This is a genomic window from Methyloversatilis sp. MC4-4 (assembly GCF_049843555.1).
Lineage (GTDB): Bacteria > Pseudomonadota > Gammaproteobacteria > Burkholderiales > Rhodocyclaceae > Methyloversatilis > Methyloversatilis discipulorum_B.
Map to the genome: position 1 here is coordinate 578,299 of NZ_JBBHZK010000002.1, position 22,044 is coordinate 600,342.

The following is a 22,044-nucleotide window of genomic DNA, read 5'->3' on the forward strand; positions in this document are numbered from 1 at the left end:
ACATGCTCATTGCTACCGATCTGGACGGCACCTTTCTTGCCGGCGATACGGACGCGCGCCAGCAGCTCTACCAACTGATCACCAACGATCCGGACATCACGCTGGTGTTCGTGACCGGGCGCGGCCTCGAAGCCGTGCTGCCCCTCCTGTCTGATCCGGCCATCCCGGTGCCGCACTACGTCATTGCAGACGTTGGCGCCACCGTCGTTGACGGCCGGACCCGACAGGCCGTGCAGCCGCTGCAGGCCGATATCGACGCGCTGTGGCCCGGCGAACGGGCCGTGAGCGAAGCCCTGCAGGGCATTCCCGGCCTGCAGCGCCAGGAGGTGCCGCAACAGCGACGCTGCTCCTACTTCTGCGACAGCGACGCGGTGACCGATGACCTGCGCCGCATCGCCGACGAACATAACTGCGATCTGCTGTACTCGGCTGACCGCTATCTGGACTTCCTGCCACGCGGCGTGAACAAGGGCAGCACCTTGCGCCGGCTGGTGCATGACCTCGGCGTCGACATGCATCAGGTTCTGGTTGCCGGCGATACGCTGAACGACCTGTCGATGTTCGAACAGGGCTTCCGCGGCGTCTGCGTCGGCGAATCGGAAGCGGCGCTGCTGGCCGCCACCGCCGACCGCACGCGCGTGCTGCATTCGCGCCGCGTCGGCTGCGCCGGCATCCTCGAAGCACTCGACTTCTTCCGCTTCGTCGACCGCGCACTGCTGCTGCCGCCCGGCAGCGACACCATGGCGCCCTGCGGCAAGTCGGAGCTGGTCATCGTCTATCACCGCCTGCCGTACGAAGAGGCGATCGACGAAGACGGCACTATCCTGCGCCGGCCGCACCGCTCGCCGAACGGCATCATCCCGACCCTGCTGAGCTTCTTCGCCGACGGCCGCAAGGGCTCGTGGATCGCCTGGTCGAGCGCACACGCGGGCGACGCCCGCTTCGAAACGCACACCACGGTCGATCGCGAACAGTACCCCGGCCTGCGCTGCGCCCGCGTCGAACTGTCGTCGCAGGACGTGGACATCTTCTACAAGCGCTTCTCGAAGGAGGCCTTCTGGCCGACGCTGCATACCTTCTGGGAACGCGCGCAGTTCCGCGAAGACGACTGGCAGGTGTTCCTGAAGGTGAACCGGCTGTTCGCCGAACGCACCGCGGCCGAGGCCGCCCATGGCGCCACCGTCTGGCTGCACGACTACAACCTGTGGATGGTGCCGGCGGCGCTGCGCGAACTGCGGCCGGATCTGAAGATCGCCTTCTTCCACCACACCTATTTCCCGTCCGCCGACGTGTTCAACGTGATGCCCTGGCGGCGCGACATCGTCGGCAGCCTGCTGCAGTGCGACTACATCGGTTTCCACATTCCGCGCCAGGCGGAGAACTTCGTCGACGTCGCGCGCGGCGTGGCGCCGCTGCGCGTGCTGGAAACGAAGAACTGCGCGCCGCGTTTCCTCACCTACGGCTGCGCGGTCGGGCTGGACGAGATGACGACGGCGATCGAGGTGCATGGCCGGCGCATCGGCATCGGCGCCCATCCGGTCGGCCTGGATGTCGGCCGCATCGGTCGCATACTGGCCGACACGCAGAGCGCCCGCCTGATGGACCGGCTGCGCCGTGAAATGACGGGCCAGCGCGTCATCCTGTCGGTCGAGCGGCTGGACTACACCAAGGGCACGCTGGAGAAGCTGCTCGCCTTCGAACAGCTGCTCGAACAGAACGAGGAACTGCGGCAGAAGGTGACGCTGATCGCCGTATGCGTGCCCGCAGCGAGTGAAATGACCATCTACGACACGCTGCAGACGCAGATCGAACAGGCGGTCGGCCGCATCAACGGACGCTTCTCGCGTGTCGGCTGGACACCGGTGCAGTTCTTCTTCCGTCCCATCCCCTTCGCCGAACTGGTGGCCTACTACGCCATCGCCGACGTCATGTGGATCACGCCGCTGCGCGACGGGCTCAATCTCGTGTCCAAGGAGTATGTCGCCACCCAAGGGCTGATGCAGGGCGGTGGCGTGCTGGTGCTGTCGGAATTCGCCGGCGCGGCAGCAGAGTTGCACGGCGCGATACTGACCAATCCGCACGACCGCAATGACCTGCGCGACAAATGTCTTTACGCGCTGAACATCCACCGTGCCGAAGCCGAGTCACGGCTGCGCGAACTGTTCGCCATCGTCCAGCACAACGACATCGTGCGCTGGGGTGCGGAGTTTCTGGCGGCGGTGGAAACGGCCAGCGAACCTCCTCTGCAGACGGTGATGGCGGCCTGAGGCGCAGTCGGCGAGACCGGCGGGAGGCACTGACCGTTTCAGCAAAAAAAAGCGCGGGACAAGCCCGCGCGCAAATTCCTAGGAGGAGGAAAGGAATTCTTCAGCGTGAGGCGGTCGGGACGTTCTCCAGCTTCTCGTCGTCACCACCGGTCTCGATGCGGCCGGACCAGCCACCGCCCAGCGCCTGATAGGTGTTGACCAGCGCAGTCACGCGGTCGAGCCGGGTAGCGATGAGCTGGCGCTCGGCCGACAGCTTTTCGCGCTCGGCATCGAGCAGCACGATGCGACCCGCGCGGCCGGCTTCGTAGTTCTTCTCGGCGAGGTCGCGTGCCTTGGTCGTGGCGTCATACAGCGTCACCGTCTCGTCCATCGCCTCACGCGCGCCGCGTGCGGCGGACAGCGCGCTCAGCGCGTCGGCGTAGGCTTGGCGGGCTGCCTGCTGATAGGTCTGCGCGATCTGCGCGCGTTCGGCTTCCGACTGCGCAACGATGGCGCGCGTGCTGAGCAGACCGACCAGCGGCTGCGCGATCGCCGCACCGATGTTCCAGGTGCGGGCCGACGACGACAGCAGGCTGCCCAGCGCCGCACTTTCGCCGCCCAGGCCAGCGGTCAGCGATATGGTCGGGAACCACTGCGTGCGCGCCACTTCGACGCTCAGGCTGGCGGCCGCCAGATTGGCTTCTGCCGCGCGCACGTCGGCGCGACGCGCCAGCAGATCGGAGCTGAGTCCAGCCGGAATCTCCGGCTGCACCGCCAGCGTCGACAGCGCCAGACCGCGGTCCGGAATCCGCTCCACCAGTTCGCGCGGCGAACGGCCGAGCAGGACTGCCAGTGCCGTTTCCGCCTGTTCGCGACTGCTGCGCGTGGTGGCCAGAGCAGCGGCCACGCTGGCGCGCTCCGAGCGCGAAATTTCCAGGTCGTAGCGACTGATGGCGCCGCCGGCGAACTGCTTCTCGCGCAGCGACAGCGCGGCGTCGCGCGTGGCCAGCGTCTGCGACAGCAGCGCCTCGTCGGCGTCGAGCGCCCGCAGGCTGAAATAGGCGCGTGCCACCTGCGCCGTCACCGACGCGCGCAGGCCTTCGAGCGCGTAGCGGCTGGCCGCGAGCTGCTGGCGCGCGACGTCGCGCTGACCGGACAGGCGACCGAACAGATCCAGCTCGTAGGACGCCGAAATGCCGCCGATCACCGTGTTGTACTGGCGCGAGCGGCCCGGTATAGGCCGCTCGTTGCTGTACTGCTGACGCGAGCCAGACAGCGACAGGCTGGCGTCCGGCAGGCGGTTGATGCGCACCAGATCGAGCGCGGCGCGCGACGACTGCACGCGCTGCACGGCGATCACGACGTCGTCGTTGCGTTCGAGCGCCTCGGCGATCAGACCGTCGAGCACCGGGTCGCGGAAGCTTTCCCACCAGCGGTCGATCTCGGCCGGCGTGGTCGCGGTCACCGCCGGCAGGTCGAGTTGCGGCGTCGGCTTCGGGTTCAGCGCGCAGGCCGACAGCAGGGCCGCGGCCATTGCGACCGACAGCAGCGTGCGGCGTGCCGGATCAATGATGTGCGTGGACATGGGGCGTCTCCGGCTTGTGCACCTTCAGCTCGTCTTCAGGCGTCGCCAGACGGCGATCGACGATAAGCTTGTAGAAGAGCGGCACGAAAAAGATGGCGAGGAAGGTCGCGGCCAGCATGCCGCCGATGACGCCGGTACCGACCGACACCCGCGCGCCGGCGCCGGCGCCGGTGGAAATGGCCAGCGGCAGCACGCCGAGGATGAAGGCGAGCGAGGTCATCACGATGGGGCGCAGGCGCAGGCGGGCCGCCTCGATGGCCGCGGCAGCGACCGGATAGCCTTCGTGGTGCTTCAGCACCGCATACTCGACGATCAGGATGGCGTTCTTCGCCGACAGGCCGAGCAGCGTCACCAGACCGATCTGGAAGTACACGTCGTTGGTCATGCCACGCAGCCACACCGCCGCCAGCGCACCGAAGATGCCGAAGGGCATGGCCAGCAGCACCGAGAACGGCAGCGACCACTTCTCGTACTGGGCGGCGAGAATCAGGAACACCATCACCGCCGCCATGATCAGCGCCAGCGCGGCCGCACTCGACACGCGCTTCTCCTGGAAGGCGGCGCCGGTCCACTCGTAGCTCATGTCGCCCGGCAGATCCTTCACCAGTCGCTCGACCTCGGCGATGGCCTGGCCGGACGAATAGCCCGGTGCAGCCTGACCCATCAGCTTGACCGCAGGCAGGTTGTTGTAGCGGTCCACCGTGTCCGGGCCGGAGCTGTACTCGACCTTGGCGAAGGCCGACACCGGCACCATGTCGCCGGCCGTGTTCTTCACGTACAGGCGGCCGATGTCCTCCGGCGTGCGGCGGTACTGGCTCTCCGCCGACATCAGCACCTGCCAGACGCGACCGAACTTGTTGAAGTCGTTCACGTAGAAGGTGCCCAGCGTGCCGGCCAGCGTGGTGAACGCGTCGTCCAGCGGAATGCCCAGCGACTTCGCGCGCTCGCGGTCGACATCGACATAAAGCTGGGGCGCGTTCGGTCGCCACAAGGTCTGCAGGCCACCGGCCAGCACCGTGCTCTGGTGCGAGGCGCCGACCAGCGCGCCCATGTTCTCGACCAGGCGCTTGGTGCCGCCGTCGCCGCGGTTCTGCAGGTAGAACTCGAAGCCGCCGGTGTTGCCGAGGCCGAAGATGGCCGGCGGATTGAAGGCCAGCACCAGCGCCTCCTTGATGCCCGCGGTCTTGCCGAACAGTTCGCCCACCAGCTGCTGCGTGCTCATCGTCCGCTCGTCCCAGTGCTTCTGGCTGACGAAGATGGTGGCCGCGCTGTTCTTGAAACCGCCGCCGATGAAGTCCATGCCGGCGAAGGCCATCACGTGTTCGTTGGCGGGGTTGGACTGGATGGCCTTCATCACCTCGTCCACCACCTTGTCGGTGCGCTCCAGCGTCGCGCCGTCCGGCAGGAAGATGGCGGCGATGTAATAGCCCTGGTCCTCGTCCGGCACCAGCGAACCCGGTGTCTTGCTCCACAGACCGGCGGTGATCACCACCATGCCGATGAACAGCACGACGCCGACCGCCGAGCGGCGGATCATCCAGGTCACCGCACCGGTGTAGCGGTGGGTGACGCGGGCGAACCAGTCGTTGAACCAGACGAAGATGCGCGCCGTGCTCTTGTGCTCGTTCTTCAGCAGCGCCACGCACAGCGCCGGCGTCATCGTCAACGCGACCAGGCCGGACAGCACGACAGCGATCGAGATGGTCACCGCGAACTGGCGATACAGCTCGCCAGTCAGGCCGCCGAGGAAGGCGATCGGCACGAACACAGCGGTCAGCACCAGCACGATGGCGATGACCGGGCCGGTCACCTCGTGCATCGCCTTCAGCGCCGCTTCGCGAGCGCTCAACCTCTGCTCGTGCATGATGCGCTCGACGTTCTCCAGCACGACGATGGCATCATCGACCACGATGCCGATCGCCAGCACCATGCCGAACAGCGTGAGCGTATTGATCGAGTAGCCGAGCACATGCAGGCCGGCGAAGGTACCGAGCAGCGACACCGGCACCGCCAGCACCGGAATCAGTGTGGCGCGGATGTTCTGCAGGAACACGAACACGACGATGAACACCAGGATCATCGCCTCGCCCAGCGTCTTCACCACCTCCTTGATCGACACCTCGACGAAGCGCGTGGTGTCGTACGGAATGGCGTAGGTCATGCCCGGCGGGAAGCGGGTCGCCATCTCGGCCACTGCGCCCTTCACTTCCTTGGCCACGTCCAGCGCGTTGGCGCCCGGCTGCAGGAACACGCCCATCAGCACCGCCGGCTTGCCGTTGTAGGTGCCGTTGAAGTCGTTGTCCTTGGAACCCAGTTCGACACGTGCGACGTCGCGCAGGCGCAGCTTGGTGCCGTCGGCGTTCGAGCGCAGGATGATGTTCTCGAATTCCTCGACGGTGGACAGCCGGCCCTTGGTGGTGATGGTGTAGACCATGTCCTGGCCGCCGCCGGTCGGCGACTGGCCGATCTTGCCGGCGGCGAACTGCGCGTTCTGCTCGCGCAGCGCACCGGCGATCTCGGGCACCGTGACGCCGAGCTGGGTCATGCGGTCCGGGCGTACCCAGATGCGCATGGCGTAGTCCTTGGCGCCGAAGATCTGCACATTGGTCGTGCCCGGAATCTTCTTGATGTTGTCGAGCACGTTCAGCGTGACGTAGTTCGACGTGTAGAGCTGTTCGTGCGTGCCATCCGGCGAGTAGAACGCCATCACCGCCAGGAAGGCGGACGAACCCTTCTCGACCACCACGCCCTGCCGGCGCACCTCTTCCGGCAGACGCGCGTCGGCCTGCTTGACGCGGTTGTTCACGTTCACCGCCGCCTTGTCGGGGTCGGTGCCGATTTCGAAGGTGGCGTAGATTTCGACCACGCCATTCGAGGTCGAGGTCGAGCGCATGTACATCATGCCCTCGACACCGGTGATGACGCTTTCCAGCGGTGCGGCCACGGTCTGCGCGATGGTTTCGGCGGACGCGCCCGGGTACACCGCGCGCACCATCACTTCGGGCGGGGCGATTTCCGGGTACTGCGCGATCGGCAGCGTGCGCATGGCGGCCAGGCCGGCCAGCACCAGCAGGATGGAAATGACGAAGGCAAAGATCGGCCTGTCTATGAAGAAGCGCGAAAACATGGCGGCTCCTTACTGCGCGGCCGGTGCCGCAGCACCTGCCGGCGGCTGTGCCGGCGCGGAGCCGTCGTCAATGCGCACCGGCGAGCCGGGCACGAAGATGCGCGCCATGCCATCGACGATGACGCGCTCGCCCGCCTTCAGGCCCTCGCGGATCACCCAGGCATTGCCCAGTTCGCCGCCGAGCTGCGCCCATTCGCCGAGCTTGACCGGTCGCGGCTGCGCCAGCGTCTTGCCTTCGGCTTCGGCGATCACGTACACGAACTTGCCGTTCGGGCTGTCGAGCACGGCGCGCTGTGGCACCGCGATCGCGTCCGGCCGGGTGGCACCGGACAGCAGCACGCGCACGAACTGGCCGGGCGACAGCTTGCCGTCCTTATTGTCGAAAGTGGCACGCAGCGCGAAGGCGCCGGTGCTGGTGTCTGCCTTGTAGTCCTGGAAGCCGAGCCGGCCGCTGCGCGGGAAGTCGCTGCCGTCCGAACCCCTGAGCTTGACCAGGAAGCCTTGCGGATCGAGCTTCAGCGCGCCGCGCGCGATTTCGTCGCGCGTACGCAGGTATTCCACTTCACCGACGCCGAAGTTCACATAGGCCGGATCGGTCTGCGCCAGCGTGGTGAGCAGGCTGTCGGCACCGGCCACGGCAAGGCTGCCCTCGACCTTCAGCGCGCGGCCGGCGACGCCGCCCAGCGGCGCACGCACGTCGGTGTAACTGAGATCGATCTGCGCCTGCTGCAGTTGCGCCTCGGCCGCCTTGACCGCGGCACGCGCCAGATCGCGCGTCGATTGCGCGTCGTCGGCTTCCTTGCGGCTGGCCGCCTCGGCCTCCGCCAGCGGCTTCACCCGCGCGTATTCGCGCTCGGCCTGTGCCAGCTGCGCCTTTGCCTGATCAAGCTGGGCATCTGCTGAAGCGACGCGCGCGCGGTAGGGCGCAGCATCGAGCCGGTACATCACCTGCCCTTCCTTGATGCGCTGGCCTTCCTCGTACAGCCGCTTCTCGACGATGCCGGTCACCCGCGCCCGCACCTCGATCTCGCGCGAACCGGCGACCTGGCCGACGTAGTCGTAATGCACCGGCACTTCCTGCGGCGTCACGGTGAGCACCTTCACCGCAGCCGGCGGCATGCCGCCATTGGCGTGTCCGCTGCCTTCGTCCTTGCCGCAAGCAGCCAGTGCCAGTGCAAGCACCGTCGCCGACAGCACACCCGTGCGCCGAATGAAATCTGCCCTTGTCATCATGATCGTTCCCGGAAATCGGGCGCGGTCTCGCCGCGCGTCTGTGGGGCACCCGGTACCCGGGTGCTCTTGTTCGTGATCGAATTATAAACATACATTCGTGTATGTTTAAAACAGGTCCGTGAAAAAAAATCGGCTCAGGCGATCTTCCCAGCCACGACGGTCGGGATCATCCGTAAACGACACAGGGCAGCGCGCGCTGCCCCGTTTTTCTGCCCTGTCGGGCGTCGCTCGCGCACCCGCGCTCAGGGTGCCGCCCGCCTCATGCGCGCAACGCGATCGCACCCTGGCGCGGTCTGCGCACCGCGCAGACCCGACGGCGCCGGCTCGAACGATGGCCCCGCTCCAGCCGATGCAGCGGGCGGTTGCGCCGACGCGGCGTGCCGACTGGTCGCGACGAACCGCTCTGCGCGCGCGGATCGAGCGGGTTCTCCGGCGGCGGATAGGCACCGCCCTGCGGGTCCGCGTCGCGATCCAGATCGACCATTCTGACCGAGCGCTTCAACTGACCGGTCGTCGCATCACGCACCCACGTCTCCTTGACGCCCACTCGTGCGGCGTTGTCGAGATTGGCGCCCAGCTTTTCGCCGAGGAAGGCGCGGGCCCGGCTCAGCTGTTCGAGGGTTGGCTGGTAGTGACCGCTCATGTTGTCGATGTGCGTGATGTAACCGTCCTTGATCACGAGCTGGCCGGCCAGGGCCACCGGTTGCCCCGCTGCCAGACTGGAATGATGGATTTCTCCGCTCTTCGGCTCGGGATAGGCGTAAATGCGCCCCTGCGCATCCATCACGAAGATGGGCATCACCTTGTTCTGTCCCACCAGATTCACCGGTGTGCGTGACGGGTCCATCGCGCGGTAGAGCTGTCCGGTCTGCGGATCGACGGCCAGTTCGAGCAGGCGGCGATCGTCGTCGCTGAAATACACGACCTTGCGGTCGACCTTGACCTGCTTTTCCGCCAGTCCGTCCTGCTCGCCGCGGAACTCGACCGGCAGTTCGCGCACCTGTAGCTCATTGGGCAGCGTCCGCGGTTCCAGGAAAGTGGGCTCAACCCGCTCCGATCGCAGCTGCGCCTCGGACATGCCTGCAATCGGCGCAGCACCGGCCGCGCCGCCGTACAGCGCATCGACCGCAGTGTAGGGATCGTTGCCGCCATAGCTCACATCCGCGTAAGCGCTGCCGTCGCCGGCTTCCTGCCGGGCGCGGTCGTACGACACGTCGGTATAGCCGACGCGCTCGCCTTCGGTGGTCGACCCCGCACGCGAACGCGCCGGCGCGTCGGCGTCCCCGACAGACGGCGAGCGCGCACCGCGCGGGTTGCCGGCCGCCGGGTCATAGCCTGAGACCGGGTCATAGCCTGAGACCGGGTCGTAACCGGACACCACGTCGTAGCCTGAGGTCACCGTTGAATAGCCGGACGGCAGCAGTGCGAGGCGTTCGCCGTCGGGCAGGCCATCGCCGGCCGATGGGGCGCGGGGCCGCGCGGCGGTGTCGCCTTCGCCGCCCTCGCCGACCGACGGCCGGCGCGCAACAATGCCATCCACATTGTCGGCGGCGTCGCGGCCCGGCTGCACCGTCGGCTCACGTTCGCTGCCGGTGCGCGGCCTCACCGCCGGGTCGTCTCCGCTGCTCGCCACCGGACGGCGGACAGCGCCGTCGCCGCCCTCCGCTGCGTCGCTGCCAGTGCGGGGACGCACGCCGAGGTCACTGTCCCCAGCCGACGGCCTGCGCGCGCTGCCGCCCGCCGCGTCGTCCGTGCCCGCGCTGCTGCCGCGCCGCGGGATCGCGGCGTCCGCATCGGCGCCGGAACCGGCACGCGGTCGTGTCGTACCGACTTCGCCGGCCGAGGATGCATCGCTGCCGGTACGCGGACGCACCGCGATCTGCGCACCGTCGGCCGACTGCACCGGCCGCACTACCGGCGGGGCATCGGCATCCGCCCGCGGCCTGACCGCCGGCGCATCGCGCTCACCCACCACCGTTGCTCGCGGGCCGCTGCCGTCGCTGACTGCGCTGGCGCGCGGACGCACCGTGGGTGCGTCGCCGGTCGGCGGCGCCTTCAGCGGCGGCGGTGCCGGCAGGGGCTCCGGATCCTTGCGGCGCACACCGCCCGGCGGCAGATCGTCCACCGCGCGCCGCGCGATCGGCGTGCCCGGCGTATCCGGCGCGTCCTCGCGTCCGACCACCCGGTTGCGGTTGACCCTATTGTCCGGATCGCGGAACAGGTTGGAGCCCTTGACCAGATTGCCGCTGATGGTGCCGCCCTGCGCCTCGTCCGAACCGAGCGCGCTGGCCACCGTGCCGCGCACGTCGATCGACACCGTCGGCGCGTTGCGCGTATAGGTGGTCACTTCGCTGCGGGTGACCGTGCCTTCGATCTTCATGCCGTCGCTGCCCGGCGCGGCGCCGACGAAGTCCGCGCCCTGCCTCACCGTCAGCCCGCCCAGGCCGACCGCGCCGCCGTCTATGCCGCTGCGCTGGCTCACGGTCTGGCTGTCGGTGCCGGACGATTCCGCCTTCAGCATGACGCCGGTGCTGCCGGCGTGGTTCAGCGTGTCGATCACCTTGCCCTGGGTGCGGTCGAAGCGGTCGCCGGCGTTCATCTTCGGCGCTTCGCCGCCCTCCTTCTTGTCGCCGCCGACATTGACCGACGACAGGCCGAGGTAGGCATCGACCCGGGTGGCGCTTTCCTTCACCCGGTCGGTCCGGGTTTCCACCGTGAGCTTGCCGCCGATCTCGCCGCTCACGCCACCGCCGGCGCGGATGTTGGCGCCGGCCAGCGTGGCGTTGCCGCCGACATTCAGTTCGGTGCCGCCGCTGGTCTGGATCAGCGCGTTCTGATTGGTCAGGTTGTCCTTGTCGCGCAGATCGACGTCCGCCTTCGCGCTGAAGCCGAAGGACTTGCCACCGCCGCCGGACGAGGCCGCATTGCTGCCGGCGCCGGCCGCGTCGCCGGTGCCGCTGCCCACATTGCGGCCACCGGACACCGACAGCCCGCCGGCCACGTTCTTGGTGTCTTCCTTCTCGGTGCTCTGCGCGGATTCCATCAGCAGATTGCCGCCGACATTCACCCGCGCGCTGCGCGCCGACGCCTGGGTGCCTTCCAGCCGGGTGTCGCCGCCGCTGGTGATGGACAGCTGACCGCCGGACTGCAGCGTGCCGCCGCGCCGGGTATCGGTGCTTTCGTTCTCGCGCACCCGCTCGAAATCGACCGACGCACTGCCGCCGCCATCCTTCGCCAGATTCATGCTCTTGCCGACATTGAGGCCGGCCTGCACGCCGGCGCCGTCGGCGCGACCGGTACGCGAGGTGCTGCTCGACAATGCCTGGAAATCGATGTCGCCGCCGGCGGACAGCGCGAGGTCGCCGCCGGCCCTCACGTTCGTGCCCTGCAGCGTCATGTCATTGCCGGCCGACAGCGACGTGGCGCCGCCGGACTGGATGTTCACCCCGCGGCCGGTGCGGCTGTTTTCCTGGCCGTCGCCGGTGCGGGCATTGGCCGCCACGCTGCCGCCGACACAGGTGAGGTCGAGACAGGCGCTGACCGACACGGTGGCGCCACCGGACGAGCTGGACGACGACGCGCTGCGCGTGTCGTTGGCCTGATCCAGTTTCAGATCGCCGCCGGCCGCCAGCGACACGCTGCCGCCGGCCTTGACGCCCGAGCCCTCCAGTCGCAGATCCTTGTCGGTGCGGATGCTCACGTTGCGGCCGGCGTCGAAACCGCCGACCACCGCCTGCGACGACGCGGAGTTCTCCTTCTCGTTGGCGCCGGCGGCGGTCAGCGTAGCACTGGCCTCGGACGCCGCATTCACCGCCACGGTCAGCGACGAGTTGGCGCTCGACGTATCGCTGGCTGCACGCCGGGTGTTCGCCGCGGCGCGGTTCTCGTAGGACTGCGCCGCGATGTCGATGTCGCCGCCGGCGCTGTAGCGCGTCCCCTCCTCGACCACATCCTTGTTCGCGCGCACGCTGACATTGCCGCCAGCACGGATCTGACTCACCACCGCGCTGCTGCTGCCCTCGCTGCCCGAGAAGCTGGAGCCGGAGCCGCCGATCACCACCTGCGACTGCGGCGACGAAATGTTCACCTGCCGGGCGTCGCCGCTGGCGATGCCGGCAACGGTACCGCCGAGGCCAGTGGTCACGCCGGCGGATATGCCGGCCTCGTAGGTACGTCCGGTCTGGCTGCTCGATGTTTCGTTGCGTGCCGCGATGTCCTCGATGCGGTCGGCTTCGAAGCTGATGTCGCCCTTGGCATTGAACTGCGCGCCCTCGCGCTTCAGCGTGCCGCCCGCCGTCACCGAAATGCCGCCGCCCGAGCTGATGGAGCTGGTCTGCGCGGTGCGGCTGCTGTCCTCCGTCTGCAGCGTGCCGCCCTGGGTCTTCAGACCGCCCATCACACCTTCGGTACTGGCGTCGGCCGAAATGCCGAATCGGTGCTGTTCCGACGACGACCTCGACTGCGTGCTGTCGTAGGCGGCAATGATGTTCACGTCCTTGCCGGCAGAAATCAGCGCACCGTCCTCACCCGCCTCGATGTCCGAGCCCTGCAGCGTGACCGAGCCCTTCGTGGCCAGCACCGCCACACCCTTGCCGCCGACCCTGCTGCCGGCGTTGGCAGTACTGCTGCTCTCGAACGAGCTGGTGCTCTTTTCGTAGCCGCTGAATCCCGACGCCGAGAAAGGCGTGCCCTTCCGCGCATCGGCCGTGCTGTTCGACGTGGCTTCGGCGAAAAAGCCTTCGCGCTCGCTGCTGCCGGACGCGCTGCTCTGCAGCGCGATGCTGCGGATGTTCACGTCGCCCTCGCGCGCGCGCAGCGCGGCCACCCCATCGCCGCCGTCGACGTCGGAGCCGAGCACGTCGACGTTGCGACCGGCATCCAGCAGCACGCCCTGCCCGCCGACCACCCGCGCACCGCTGGCCGACTGGGTCGTCACCCTTTCGCTGCTCGACGTGCGGTTCAGCGGTCCGCGGCCCTGCGTGCTGTGTTCCATCCGGGTTTCCAGCACCAGCGCGCTGACATTCACATCGCGGCCGGCCACCAGCGCGGCGGCGCCGTCGGCCACCACGTCGGCACCGGTGATGTTGATGTCCTGACTGGCGTTGAGCAGAAGGTTGCCACTGGCCACGATGCCGCCGCGCGGGCCCGCCACCGTGTAGTAGTTGCGGCTGTCGCCGATGCGCTTCGTTTCGGTGATGTTGTTGATGTTGCCGGTGAGCGATTTCAGCGACACGTTGCCGCCGCCGATCAGGCCGCCGATATTGTTCAGGTCTCCGCGCGACACCACCTGCAGCCGCGCGTTCGCGTTGATCTCGCCGCCGCGGTTGGTGAAGCTGTCGGCCGTGATCATCGCGCGCTCGGCCAGCACCTGACTGGTGCTGCCCGCCGCGCGGGTGGCGTCGGTCAGATAGACCACCGGCACGAGTACCGTCTTTCCGGCCACTTCGGTCGCCACCATCCACACGATGTCCTGCTTCAGCGAGGCGATCTGTTCGGCAGTCAGCGCGGTGCCGAGGTTGAGCTGCAGCCGCTTCGCCTCGGCCACCGCACTGTCCATCAGCATGGCCTGCTGTTCGTAGTCGCTGTAGGCGGTGCGCAGCAGTGCCGCGCCGGTCTGCGCCTGCACCTGCTCGCGTATGAGCCGCGCCTCGTAGGCGGCGTCGCCGAAACGCAGCAGGTAGTTCTCCGGCTGCAGGCCGAGCTGCGCCATCAGGTAGTCGGAACCCAGATAGGGGTTGTCGAAGGAAACAAGCAGTGGATTGGTTTCCACCAGATAGCCGGCGGACGGGTCGCTGGCCTGGACGTAGCGACCGTTGGCGCCGGTGGGCAGCTGCAGCGAGGACTGCGCCGGCCCGCTGGCCTGCACCTGCTGACGATCCGGCGCGTCGAGTCCGCGCGCGCCGATGGCGCCATCGATGACCGGCGACGCGGCGGAGATGCCACCGCCGGTGCCGGTATTGGTGAAATTGCCCACGCTGGCGACCAGCGTGCGTGCCTTGACCGTACCGCTCACGCCGGGGCCGAAGGTGTCGCCGAGACGCACGAAACCCGTCCAGTCGGTATCGGTATAGCCGGTCAGATACGAGGACTTGCCGAGCCAGTTCAGCTTGTCGCAGACGCTGCCAGCCAGTCCGTCGGTATGGCAGGTGTACTTGCGGATCACCTCCCTGCGATAGGTCTGGGTCGCCATTTCCAGCGACGTGTTGCTGAAGCTGCTGACCGCGCCATTGCTCAGCCCGGCGATGGTGAGCGTGTCGGTACTGCTGAGCAGGCCGGCTTCGTTGCGGCCGGCGTCGGTGCGTATCGTCAGATTGCCGGATTCGACAGTGATCGCCGGCGTGGCGGCCGCCACCGCGGCCGGATCGCGCAGACGTTCCTCGTAGCGGTGCACGACATACCAGTCCTGCCTGACCTCTCCGAGATCCTGCACGAAGTAGGCCTTCTGGCCGGCGTAGTAATTTTCAATGCCGCCCGAATAGACCGGGAAGAAGCCGGAATCCTGATTCGACCGATCGCCTCGCAGATCGGCATTCCAGCCAATCTGGTCATCGCGGTCCCAGGTCGGGCTGGCGCTCAGCGGATCGCCGGTTTCCAGCGGGCGGCGGTAGAACACGGTGGCCGGATCGGCATAGGCGTTGCCGGTGAAGCGGCAGTTGGCCAGGCGGTCCGGGCAGATCTGCCAGGTTTCGCCGAGGAAGATGAAATCGGTCGCGGGCCGGGTTTCGAAGGCGTTGATGAAGCTGCCGACCTGGATCAGCAGATGCTGTCCCACCGCTTCCACCTTGCCGTGGTTGCGGAAGGTGCGGGTCGCGGCCGCCGCATCCAGCCCGCCGATCAGCGACTGGTTGTCGGCGGTGCCGGCCCGCGCGCTACCCATCAGCAGCGTGGCGCCTGCGCCATTGACGATGAGGGCGCTGCTGCCGCCGGTCAGCGTCATGTTGCCGGAGCTGTACATCAGCCCGTCGTTGCGCAGCGTCGCACTGTCGCCGACCGTGACGGACAGCCGGTCCGAGCCGCCGACGAAACCGGCCGCGGTATTGGTGAAGCTGCCGTAGGTCGAGATGGCGAGGCTGGAGCCGGCTGCCGGATCGCCCACCTCGGTATTGCTGATGCGACCGGCATTGACGAAATCGCCGTAGATGTCGAGCTGGGTGCGGGCGCTGCCGGTCAGCGTGCCGGCGAACTGGGTGCAGTCGGCGCTGAAGATGCCGGTCGAGCAGAGCTGGTTCAGCCGGAGCGTGGACTGGCCACTGCCGCCACGGAACACCGCGCCGCTCTGGATATCCAGTCGGGCCAGTTCGAGATCGAAGGCGTTGGCGATCCAGGTCGCGCCGGCGTCCAGATAGATTTCGAAAGCACTGCCCGAATTGAAGTCGTCGCGCTCCGCGCGTACCGTGCCGCCGACGTCCAGCCGCGATCCGTTGGCGAAGCGCAGGAAGGTCATGCCGCGCCCGGCGGCGCGCTGCACGAACTGCAGGTCGCCGCCAACCGCCACGGCGCCGGCGAAGATTTCGTCCTGACCCAGTTCGGTGAAGCGCAGCACCGCGTTGCCGCCGGCACCCAGCGCGTAGTTCTGCACGCCGGCGGTCGAGTCGTGGGGCGCCAGCACCAGCCGGCGCGCTGCATCGGCCAGCAGATCGCCGTCGCTGACCGCCAGACCGTTGCGCGCTACGGTGAGGTCGCGCCCGGCAGACAGCGTGATAGCTCCGCCGGATGACAGCAGCACGCCGTCGCTGTCCGGGTCAGCCGATCCGCCCAGCACCAGGTCGCGGCCTGCGCTGACGCTCAGGCTGGCGCCGGCGTCATAGCGCTGGCCGGCGGCGAGCAGCAGATCCTGGCCGGCGGACACGGTCATCGCCCGACCGGCCACGCGCAGCCCAGCTGCAGAGTCATTGAAAGCGCTGCGGCCGGTCAGCGCGGCGTCCCGCTCGGCATAGACGGTACCGCCCAGCAGGATCAGGCTGTCAGCGGCCAGCGCAATGTCGTCGACGCCATACACGAGCGCATCGGCCCCCAGCGTGAGCGAGGACAGCGCATCGGCATCGACCACGCCTGCCACCGTTTCGCCGGCGAAGGCCAGCGTCTGCGCGCGCAACCGTGCACTATCGCCGGCCGACCACTGCGCGCCGGCCTGCTGCGTTGCAGCGGTCGCCGCGACCGTCAGATCGCGCTCGGCATACAGCCAGGACGCGGTGCGTCCGGTCAGCGAGGCGGTGTCGAGGCGGATATCCCGGCCGGCCTCGACGCCGCCGGACAGCGTGATCGCCGTACCGGCGGACAGGCTCACGTCCCGGCCGGCCGCAACACCGGCTTCACTGCTGGCGGCAAGCGTCAGCGTGTCGTCCGCCGCGACGGTCACGTCATTCACTGCGCGCAGGCGCGACAGCGACAGGTCCACGGTCGCTGCGCCCAGCGCGAGTGCGCTGCCGCTGCCGCGGCTGGTGAGCTGGGCCTGACCGAGCCGCAGCGCATCACCGGCCTGCAGCGCAAGACCGGCACCCGCGTCCCAGCGCGCCGCATCCAGCGTGGCCGACCCCGCAACCGTCACCCGGATGTCACCGCCGCTGTAGCGGTCGGCGTCGTTCCCGCCGGCATCGTCCAGTTGCGTGCCGCTCAGCGTCATCGACGCCTCGCCGCCCAGCAGACCGTCGTCAAGTTCAAGCGCGTCGTCGCTGGCGATGTCCAGCGCACGACCGGCGAACACGAAGGCGTCGCTGCCACTGGCGCCGCTGCGCCCGCTCGTCACCGGCCCGGCCGCCTGCGCCGCGATGTCGCGCGTAGCGCTGATGCGGCCGTTCAGCGTGAGGCGGCCGGCGGCGTCGATCACCACGTCATCCACGGTGGCCGCCATGTCGCCGCGCACCGTCACGCCGACACCGCGTTCGGTGGACATCAGGCGGATGCGGTTGGCGTACATGCCGCCGAGCGCGGCGACGTCGATCGACACGGTGGGCGGCACGTCCGACGACACGGAACTGTCGACCGTGGTGACACGGCCGGCATAGGTCTGGTCGAAGCGGCCAGTGGTGGCCGCCAGCGCCTGCGCCCAGATCGGGCCATCCACCCGCAGCGAACGGGTGAGCAGGTCGAAATAGGCCGCCTCGCTGGCGTCCAGGCCGTCGGCGCCGACCAGGATGTCGCCCTGGCGCACCTCGAAGCCGCCCAGTCGCCCGTCCTGTTCGAAGCTGGGCAGACCGGTGCTCAGCGTCACCCGCGGCGTGTTGATGAAGCCGCAGCCATTGCAGGTGATGCCGTACGGATTGGCGATCACCAGCTCAGCGGCGCGACCGTGGATTTCGATGTAGCCGTTCAGCTGCGAGCGGTTGGCCGACACCACCTCGTTCAGGATGACGGTGGCTGCACGACCCTGCAGGTTGGCGTTCTCGCGCACCGTGCCGGCCAGCAGCGAACGCTGCACCTCGGTCGAGTTGTTCAGGATGAGGCCCTGACGGTCGACGTCGAAGCTCTGGTAGCGGTTGTGCGACACGCCAGCCGCGTTGGCGCGCGCGATGTCGACCAGCGGCACACCGTTCGGCGTCAGCTCGACCTGGGTGCGGTTGTCTGCCGCCACCGGCGGTGCGGAAAAGGCCGGTCCGGAAGGCAGGCTCATGACCAGTATCAGCACGCGGGCGATCGTGCGGCGGGCGGTCGTACCGGCGGCAGAGGGGATGAGTGTGCGGATCATGATCAGAAATCCACCGAAACACGGAAATGGGCGTAGCTGTCGTGACTGCCAAGCCGGCTGGGCAGCACGGTGGGCGCCGACAGGGCGAGCTGGGCAGCCAGCGGGCCGCGATTGACACCGACGCCGACCGTGACGCCGGCCAGCGTGCCGCCGTCGCCGACCGCGTCGGCGCGGATGTGACCGATGTCCCAGCCGACGAAGGGGCGCAGCCGGGTGTCGCCGAACTGCAGCAGCAGTGCGGCCTCGTTGCGCAGCCACCAGCCGGAATCGCCAGCGATGCTGTAGCGGCGGAAACCGCGCACCGAAAACGGGCCGCCGATGAAGAACTGTTCGGTGCCGTACAGCGTGTCGGTGGCGCGCTGCGCCGACAGCGAGGACGACAGCGACAGCGTCTGCCGGCCGACCGGCAGCGAGGCCGAGGCCGACGCATTCAGCACGATCTTGTCGAACTGTGCACGCGGCGCATCGCTGTCCTGTGCCGCCGCATCCTTCAGCGCGCCGAAGGCGTCCAGGCCCTGCACCCAGGCGATGTCGCCGGACAGCAGCAGGCCCGCGACCACGGTTGACGCCGACACGCCGAGGTCCAGCGTGGCGAGCTGGCGCGAGCTGGCGGCGATGCGGGTGCCGTTGAGCGCGTTGCGCGCATCCTTGAATGCAAGATTGCCGAAGGCCGACAGCTTGCTGTTGCGGTCACGGAACAGCACACGGTCCGCGCGCAGGCCGTAGGTGGTCGAGGTGCCCGAGGTATTGAAGGTGGTGACCGCGCCACGCACCCGGCTTGCGTAGTCGAACTCGCTGACCGAGCCGGTGAGCGTCCAGTAGCCCAAGGGAATCGAGTACAGCATGGACACCGACTGCGACAGCCGGTCGTCGTGATCGGCGTCGGTGTTGATCCGGCCGGACAGGTTCAGAAAATCGTTGAGGCCCAGCGGGTTGTCCACGGCCAGCGCGGCGGAGGCCAGCTCGCGCCCGGTCGACTGCGAACCGGTGTTGTCCGCCGCCAGATTGACCGACCAGCGCTTGCGCGGCCGGTTGCGCACGACGATGGTCGAGGCGCCGGCCACGCCGCCCGGTTCGATGTCCATCGTTGCGCTGTTCGAACGCAGCCGGTTGATCTGGTCCAGCCCCTGTTCGATGTCGCGCAGATTGAACACGCGGCCGCTCAGGCCCGGAAAAGCGGTACCCAGATGCACGCCCTCGCCGTCCAGCCTGAACTGTTCGATCAGGCCCTCCAGCACCAGCAGCTTCAGCGTGCCGGAGCCCAGATCCTGCTCCGGCAGATAGACCCGCGTGGTGGTGTAGCCACGCACCACATAGTGATTGGTGATCGCCTGCATCACCGCGTTGATCTGCGCCAGGCTGATGCAGTCGCCGATACCGGCCGCGGTCAGTCGGGCACGGTCGGAGTCGTCCAGCAGCGTGGCGCCGTCGAGCTGCACGCTGCGTATCGCGAAGCAGCCCCCGGCGGCAGCCGGCCGTGCCGGCTCCGGCTGCAGATCGGCGCCTTCGCTGCGCGGCCGGCGACGCTCCAGCTCTTCGCGCTCGCGCGCCTGGCGCTGCTGCTCTTCCAGCAGCAGGCGCTGCGATTCACGGATGGCGCGATCGACATCCGCCTGCTGCGCGAACGCGGCAGACGACAGCAGCAGGATCAGAACGGCGGAGGCGGAGCGGGCGATGCGCAACATGGAAACGGTCTGTCGGGGGATGACCGATTCTGGCGATTGCGCCGGACGAAAAAATCGTACACCTGTAGCACTGCAGCCCGCACACCGGTACCGACCGCATCGCGTGCGTGGCGCGCGTCACGCCGCCGGTTCGAGCAGATAGTCCAGCAAGGCGGCCAACCGGTGCGCCGGCGTCGGCTTCTGCAGCAGGGCGAAGCCGGCCGCCCTCGCCTCGCGCGTCCGCGCCGGGTCGGTGTCGCCGGTGATCAGTGCGGCCGGTATGTCGAACCGGTGATGCGCGCGCAGTGCGGAGATGGCGTCGATGCCGGTGTGGCCGCCGTGCAGCCTGAAGTCGGCCAGGATGGCATCCGGTGCCGGGCCGTCCAGCGCGATGGCGGCGGCGGCGCTTTCCGCAAGCATCACGTCGACACCCCAGGAGCGCATCAGCGCGGCCAGCGCCTCGCGGATGTCCGCCTCGTTGTCGATCACCAGCACGCGACGGCCGCTCAGCCTCTGCGCGGCGGTCACCGCCACCACCGGCATCACCGGCGGCGGCGCTTCGCCGCGCGGCAGCGTGATCGAGAACACCGATCCGCGGCCCGGCTGTGACCGCACGCTCACCGGATGCGACAGCGCGCGCGCCAGCCCGTCGACGATGGACAGGCCGAGGCCCAGCCCCTTGCGCCGGTCGCGCTCCGGATTGGCAAGCTGGTAGAACTCCTTGAACACGTCGCCGAGGCTGGCCGCCGGAATGCCGATGCCGCTGTCGCGCACCTCGACCACCAGACTGTCGCCCCGTCTGCGGCAAGCCACCAGCACGCCGCCCTTTTCCGTGTAGCGCAACGCATTGCCGACCAGATTGCGCAGGATGTGCTCGAACAGCGCCGCGTCGGTCACGCCGTGGAGCGGTGTCGGCCGGAAGCGCAGGGCCAGCCCGCGCTCGGCGGCGATCGGCGCAAATTCGCTCTGCAGCCGGGCGAAACAGGCGGTGAGTGGCACCGATGCGCACTGCGGGCTGAGCGCGCCGGTTTCGATGCGCGCGTAGTCGAGCAGATTGTCGAGCAGCAGACCCATGTTGTCGGCCGCTTCGCGCATGCGGCCATTGAGCTGCTGCATCGCCGCCGCGTCCTGATGATGCGCCTGGGCGTCGATGAACAGAGACAGCGCCTGCAACGGCTGGCGCAAATCATGGCTGGCTGCAGCCAGGAAGCGGGTCTTGGCCGCGTTCGCCTGCTCCGCCTGTTCGCGCGCGGCAGTGGCCTGTTCGCGTTGCGCCGACACCTCGCGCAGCAGTTCGAGGTTCTCGAAACGGAGCAGGATGGCAGCGCGGATCGAGCGGTTGTTCAGCCAGGCGAAGATGAGGCAGATGACGACGAAGCCGATGGAAATGAGCGCAAAGCCGCGCATGAAACCGTCGTCCGACTGCAGGCAGCGGAACGCGATGGGCAGGATGGCGGGCAGCGCAAACACCGCGTACGCCGGGTAATAGACCGACAGCGAGGACACCGACGCCGACACCAGACCGGCCAGCACCACACCCACCGAGGCCATCTGCAAGGGGTCCGGCCCGGAGAACAACCCGCCCATGACGCCCCACAGCAAACCCGACAGCCCGGCACCTGCCGCGAAGGCGTTGGCCCATCGCGCCGGATGCACGATCTGCCCGCGCTGGCGGCGCCACAGGCCGACCAATGCCATGCGGCCGGCGGTCAGCAGCGCCAGCACGCCCAGCCAGGCGACGAAGGGCGCGCGCTCGACCTGGTCCCACACCATCAGGGCCAGACCGGAGGCCGCCAGTGCGTTGCCGGCGTAGATGGACGGCGCGTGCCGGTAGAGCAGTTCGACCTGTTCGGCGAGCAGCCGGCTGCGGCTTGACGCATCCGACGGCTGCGCCACCGCCATCAGATCAGGCCCTTGTCGCGCGCGGCACTGACCGCCGCCGTGCGGGTGTCCACATCCAGCGCGTGCAGGATGGCCGAAACGTGCGAACGCACGGTGAACTCGCTGCTGCCCAGCTGCTGCGCGATCTGCTTGTTGGTCAGCCCCTCGCGCATCAGACGCAGCACGTCCATCTGGCGCGGCGTCAGCACCACTTCAAGGGCGCCGGACGGGCGGCCGGCGACCACCGGATTGACGGGCTGTCGCATCAGCGCCTGTTCGATCGCATCGCGCATGACGGCGAAGCTGACCGATTTCGGCACATAGCCACGGGCGCCAGCGGCGATCGCCTCGTCGATCAGTGCCGGTGTATAGGTGGCGGACACCACCATCACCGGACTGCTCGGAAAGCGCTGCCGGAAGGCGCGTATGCCGCGCAGACCGTTCATGCCGGGCAGTGTGTGGTCGAGCAGGATGAGGTCGAATCCGGCTGCTTCGTCGTCGAGTGCCAGCCCGGCTTCGCAGCTGTCGACCTCGGTGACGGTCAATCCAGCATCCAGACTTTGCAGCAGCGTTCGCAGTCCCTCGCGGAACAGCGCGTGGTCATCAACGATGAGGAAGTGCAT

8 protein-coding genes are annotated in these 22,044 nt (G+C 68.4%); 1 reads left to right on the forward strand and 7 read right to left on the reverse strand.

Annotated features, from left to right (window positions below; translation table 11 throughout):
* The first annotated feature begins 2 nt into the window (after positions 1-2).
* A complete protein-coding gene (ggpS, locus tag WDZ97_RS09605) occupies positions 3-2,267 on the forward strand; it encodes a glucosylglycerol-phosphate synthase (protein ID WP_425762591.1) in 2,265 nt (754 codons plus the stop codon).
* 100 nt (positions 2,268-2,367) lie between these two features.
* Here the strand turns inward: ggpS and WDZ97_RS09610 are convergent, their stop codons facing one another.
* From WDZ97_RS09610 to WDZ97_RS09640, 7 genes are all read right to left on the reverse strand, one after another.
* Positions 2,368-3,831 carry an efflux transporter outer membrane subunit gene (locus tag WDZ97_RS09610; protein ID WP_425762592.1) on the reverse strand — a complete coding sequence of 488 codons (1,464 nt, stop codon included), beginning with the start codon at positions 3,829-3,831 and terminating at the stop codon, positions 2,368-2,370.
* Positions 3,812-6,958, reverse strand: coding sequence for an efflux RND transporter permease subunit (locus WDZ97_RS09615; protein WP_425762593.1), 3,147 nt, complete (start codon positions 6,956-6,958; stop codon positions 3,812-3,814). Before WDZ97_RS09615 ends, WDZ97_RS09610 begins: the two co-directional genes overlap by 20 nt.
* Positions 6,959-6,967: 9 nt before the next feature.
* Positions 6,968-8,191, reverse strand: coding sequence for an efflux RND transporter periplasmic adaptor subunit (locus tag WDZ97_RS09620; RefSeq protein WP_425762594.1), 1,224 nt, complete (start codon positions 8,189-8,191; stop codon positions 6,968-6,970).
* Positions 8,192-8,450: 259 nt separating this feature from the next.
* Complete coding sequence (locus WDZ97_RS09625; protein ID WP_425762595.1) at positions 8,451-17,876, reverse strand: hemagglutinin repeat-containing protein; 9,426 nt, start codon at positions 17,874-17,876, stop codon at positions 8,451-8,453.
* A gap of 2 nt (positions 17,877-17,878) precedes the next feature.
* A complete protein-coding gene (locus tag WDZ97_RS09630) occupies positions 17,879-19,561 on the reverse strand; it encodes a ShlB/FhaC/HecB family hemolysin secretion/activation protein (protein WP_425762596.1) in 1,683 nt (560 codons plus the stop codon).
* Positions 19,562-19,678: 117 nt separating this feature from the next.
* On the reverse strand, positions 19,679-21,442 hold the full coding sequence (locus WDZ97_RS09635) for an ATP-binding response regulator (protein ID WP_425762597.1): 1,764 nt from the start codon (positions 21,440-21,442) through the stop codon (positions 19,679-19,681).
* Positions 21,442-22,044: a response regulator gene (locus tag WDZ97_RS09640; protein WP_425762598.1), complete on the reverse strand. Its 603-nt coding sequence runs from the start codon at positions 22,042-22,044 to the stop codon at positions 21,442-21,444. The genes WDZ97_RS09635 and WDZ97_RS09640 overlap by 1 nt, the downstream gene beginning before the upstream one ends.

Excerpts from the sequence above, each read along its gene's own strand:
- WDZ97_RS09640 (WP_425762598.1), bottom strand. The coding sequence starts at position 22,044 with ATGCACTTCCTCATCGTTGATGACCACGCGCTGTTCCGCGAGGGACTG.
- WDZ97_RS09630 (WP_425762596.1), bottom strand. The coding sequence starts at position 19,561 with ATGTTGCGCATCGCCCGCTCCGCCTCCGCCGTTCTGATCCTGCTGCTG.
- WDZ97_RS09635 (WP_425762597.1), bottom strand. The coding sequence starts at position 21,442 with ATGGCGGTGGCGCAGCCGTCGGATGCGTCAAGCCGCAGCCGGCTGCTC.
- WDZ97_RS09620 (WP_425762594.1), bottom strand. The coding sequence starts at position 8,191 with ATGATGACAAGGGCAGATTTCATTCGGCGCACGGGTGTGCTGTCGGCG.
- WDZ97_RS09625 (WP_425762595.1), bottom strand. The coding sequence starts at position 17,876 with ATGATCCGCACACTCATCCCCTCTGCCGCCGGTACGACCGCCCGCCGC.
- WDZ97_RS09615 (WP_425762593.1), bottom strand. The coding sequence starts at position 6,958 with ATGTTTTCGCGCTTCTTCATAGACAGGCCGATCTTTGCCTTCGTCATT.
- WDZ97_RS09610 (WP_425762592.1), bottom strand. The coding sequence starts at position 3,831 with ATGTCCACGCACATCATTGATCCGGCACGCCGCACGCTGCTGTCGGTC.
- ggpS (WP_425762591.1), top strand. The coding sequence starts at position 3 with ATGCTCATTGCTACCGATCTGGACGGCACCTTTCTTGCCGGCGATACG.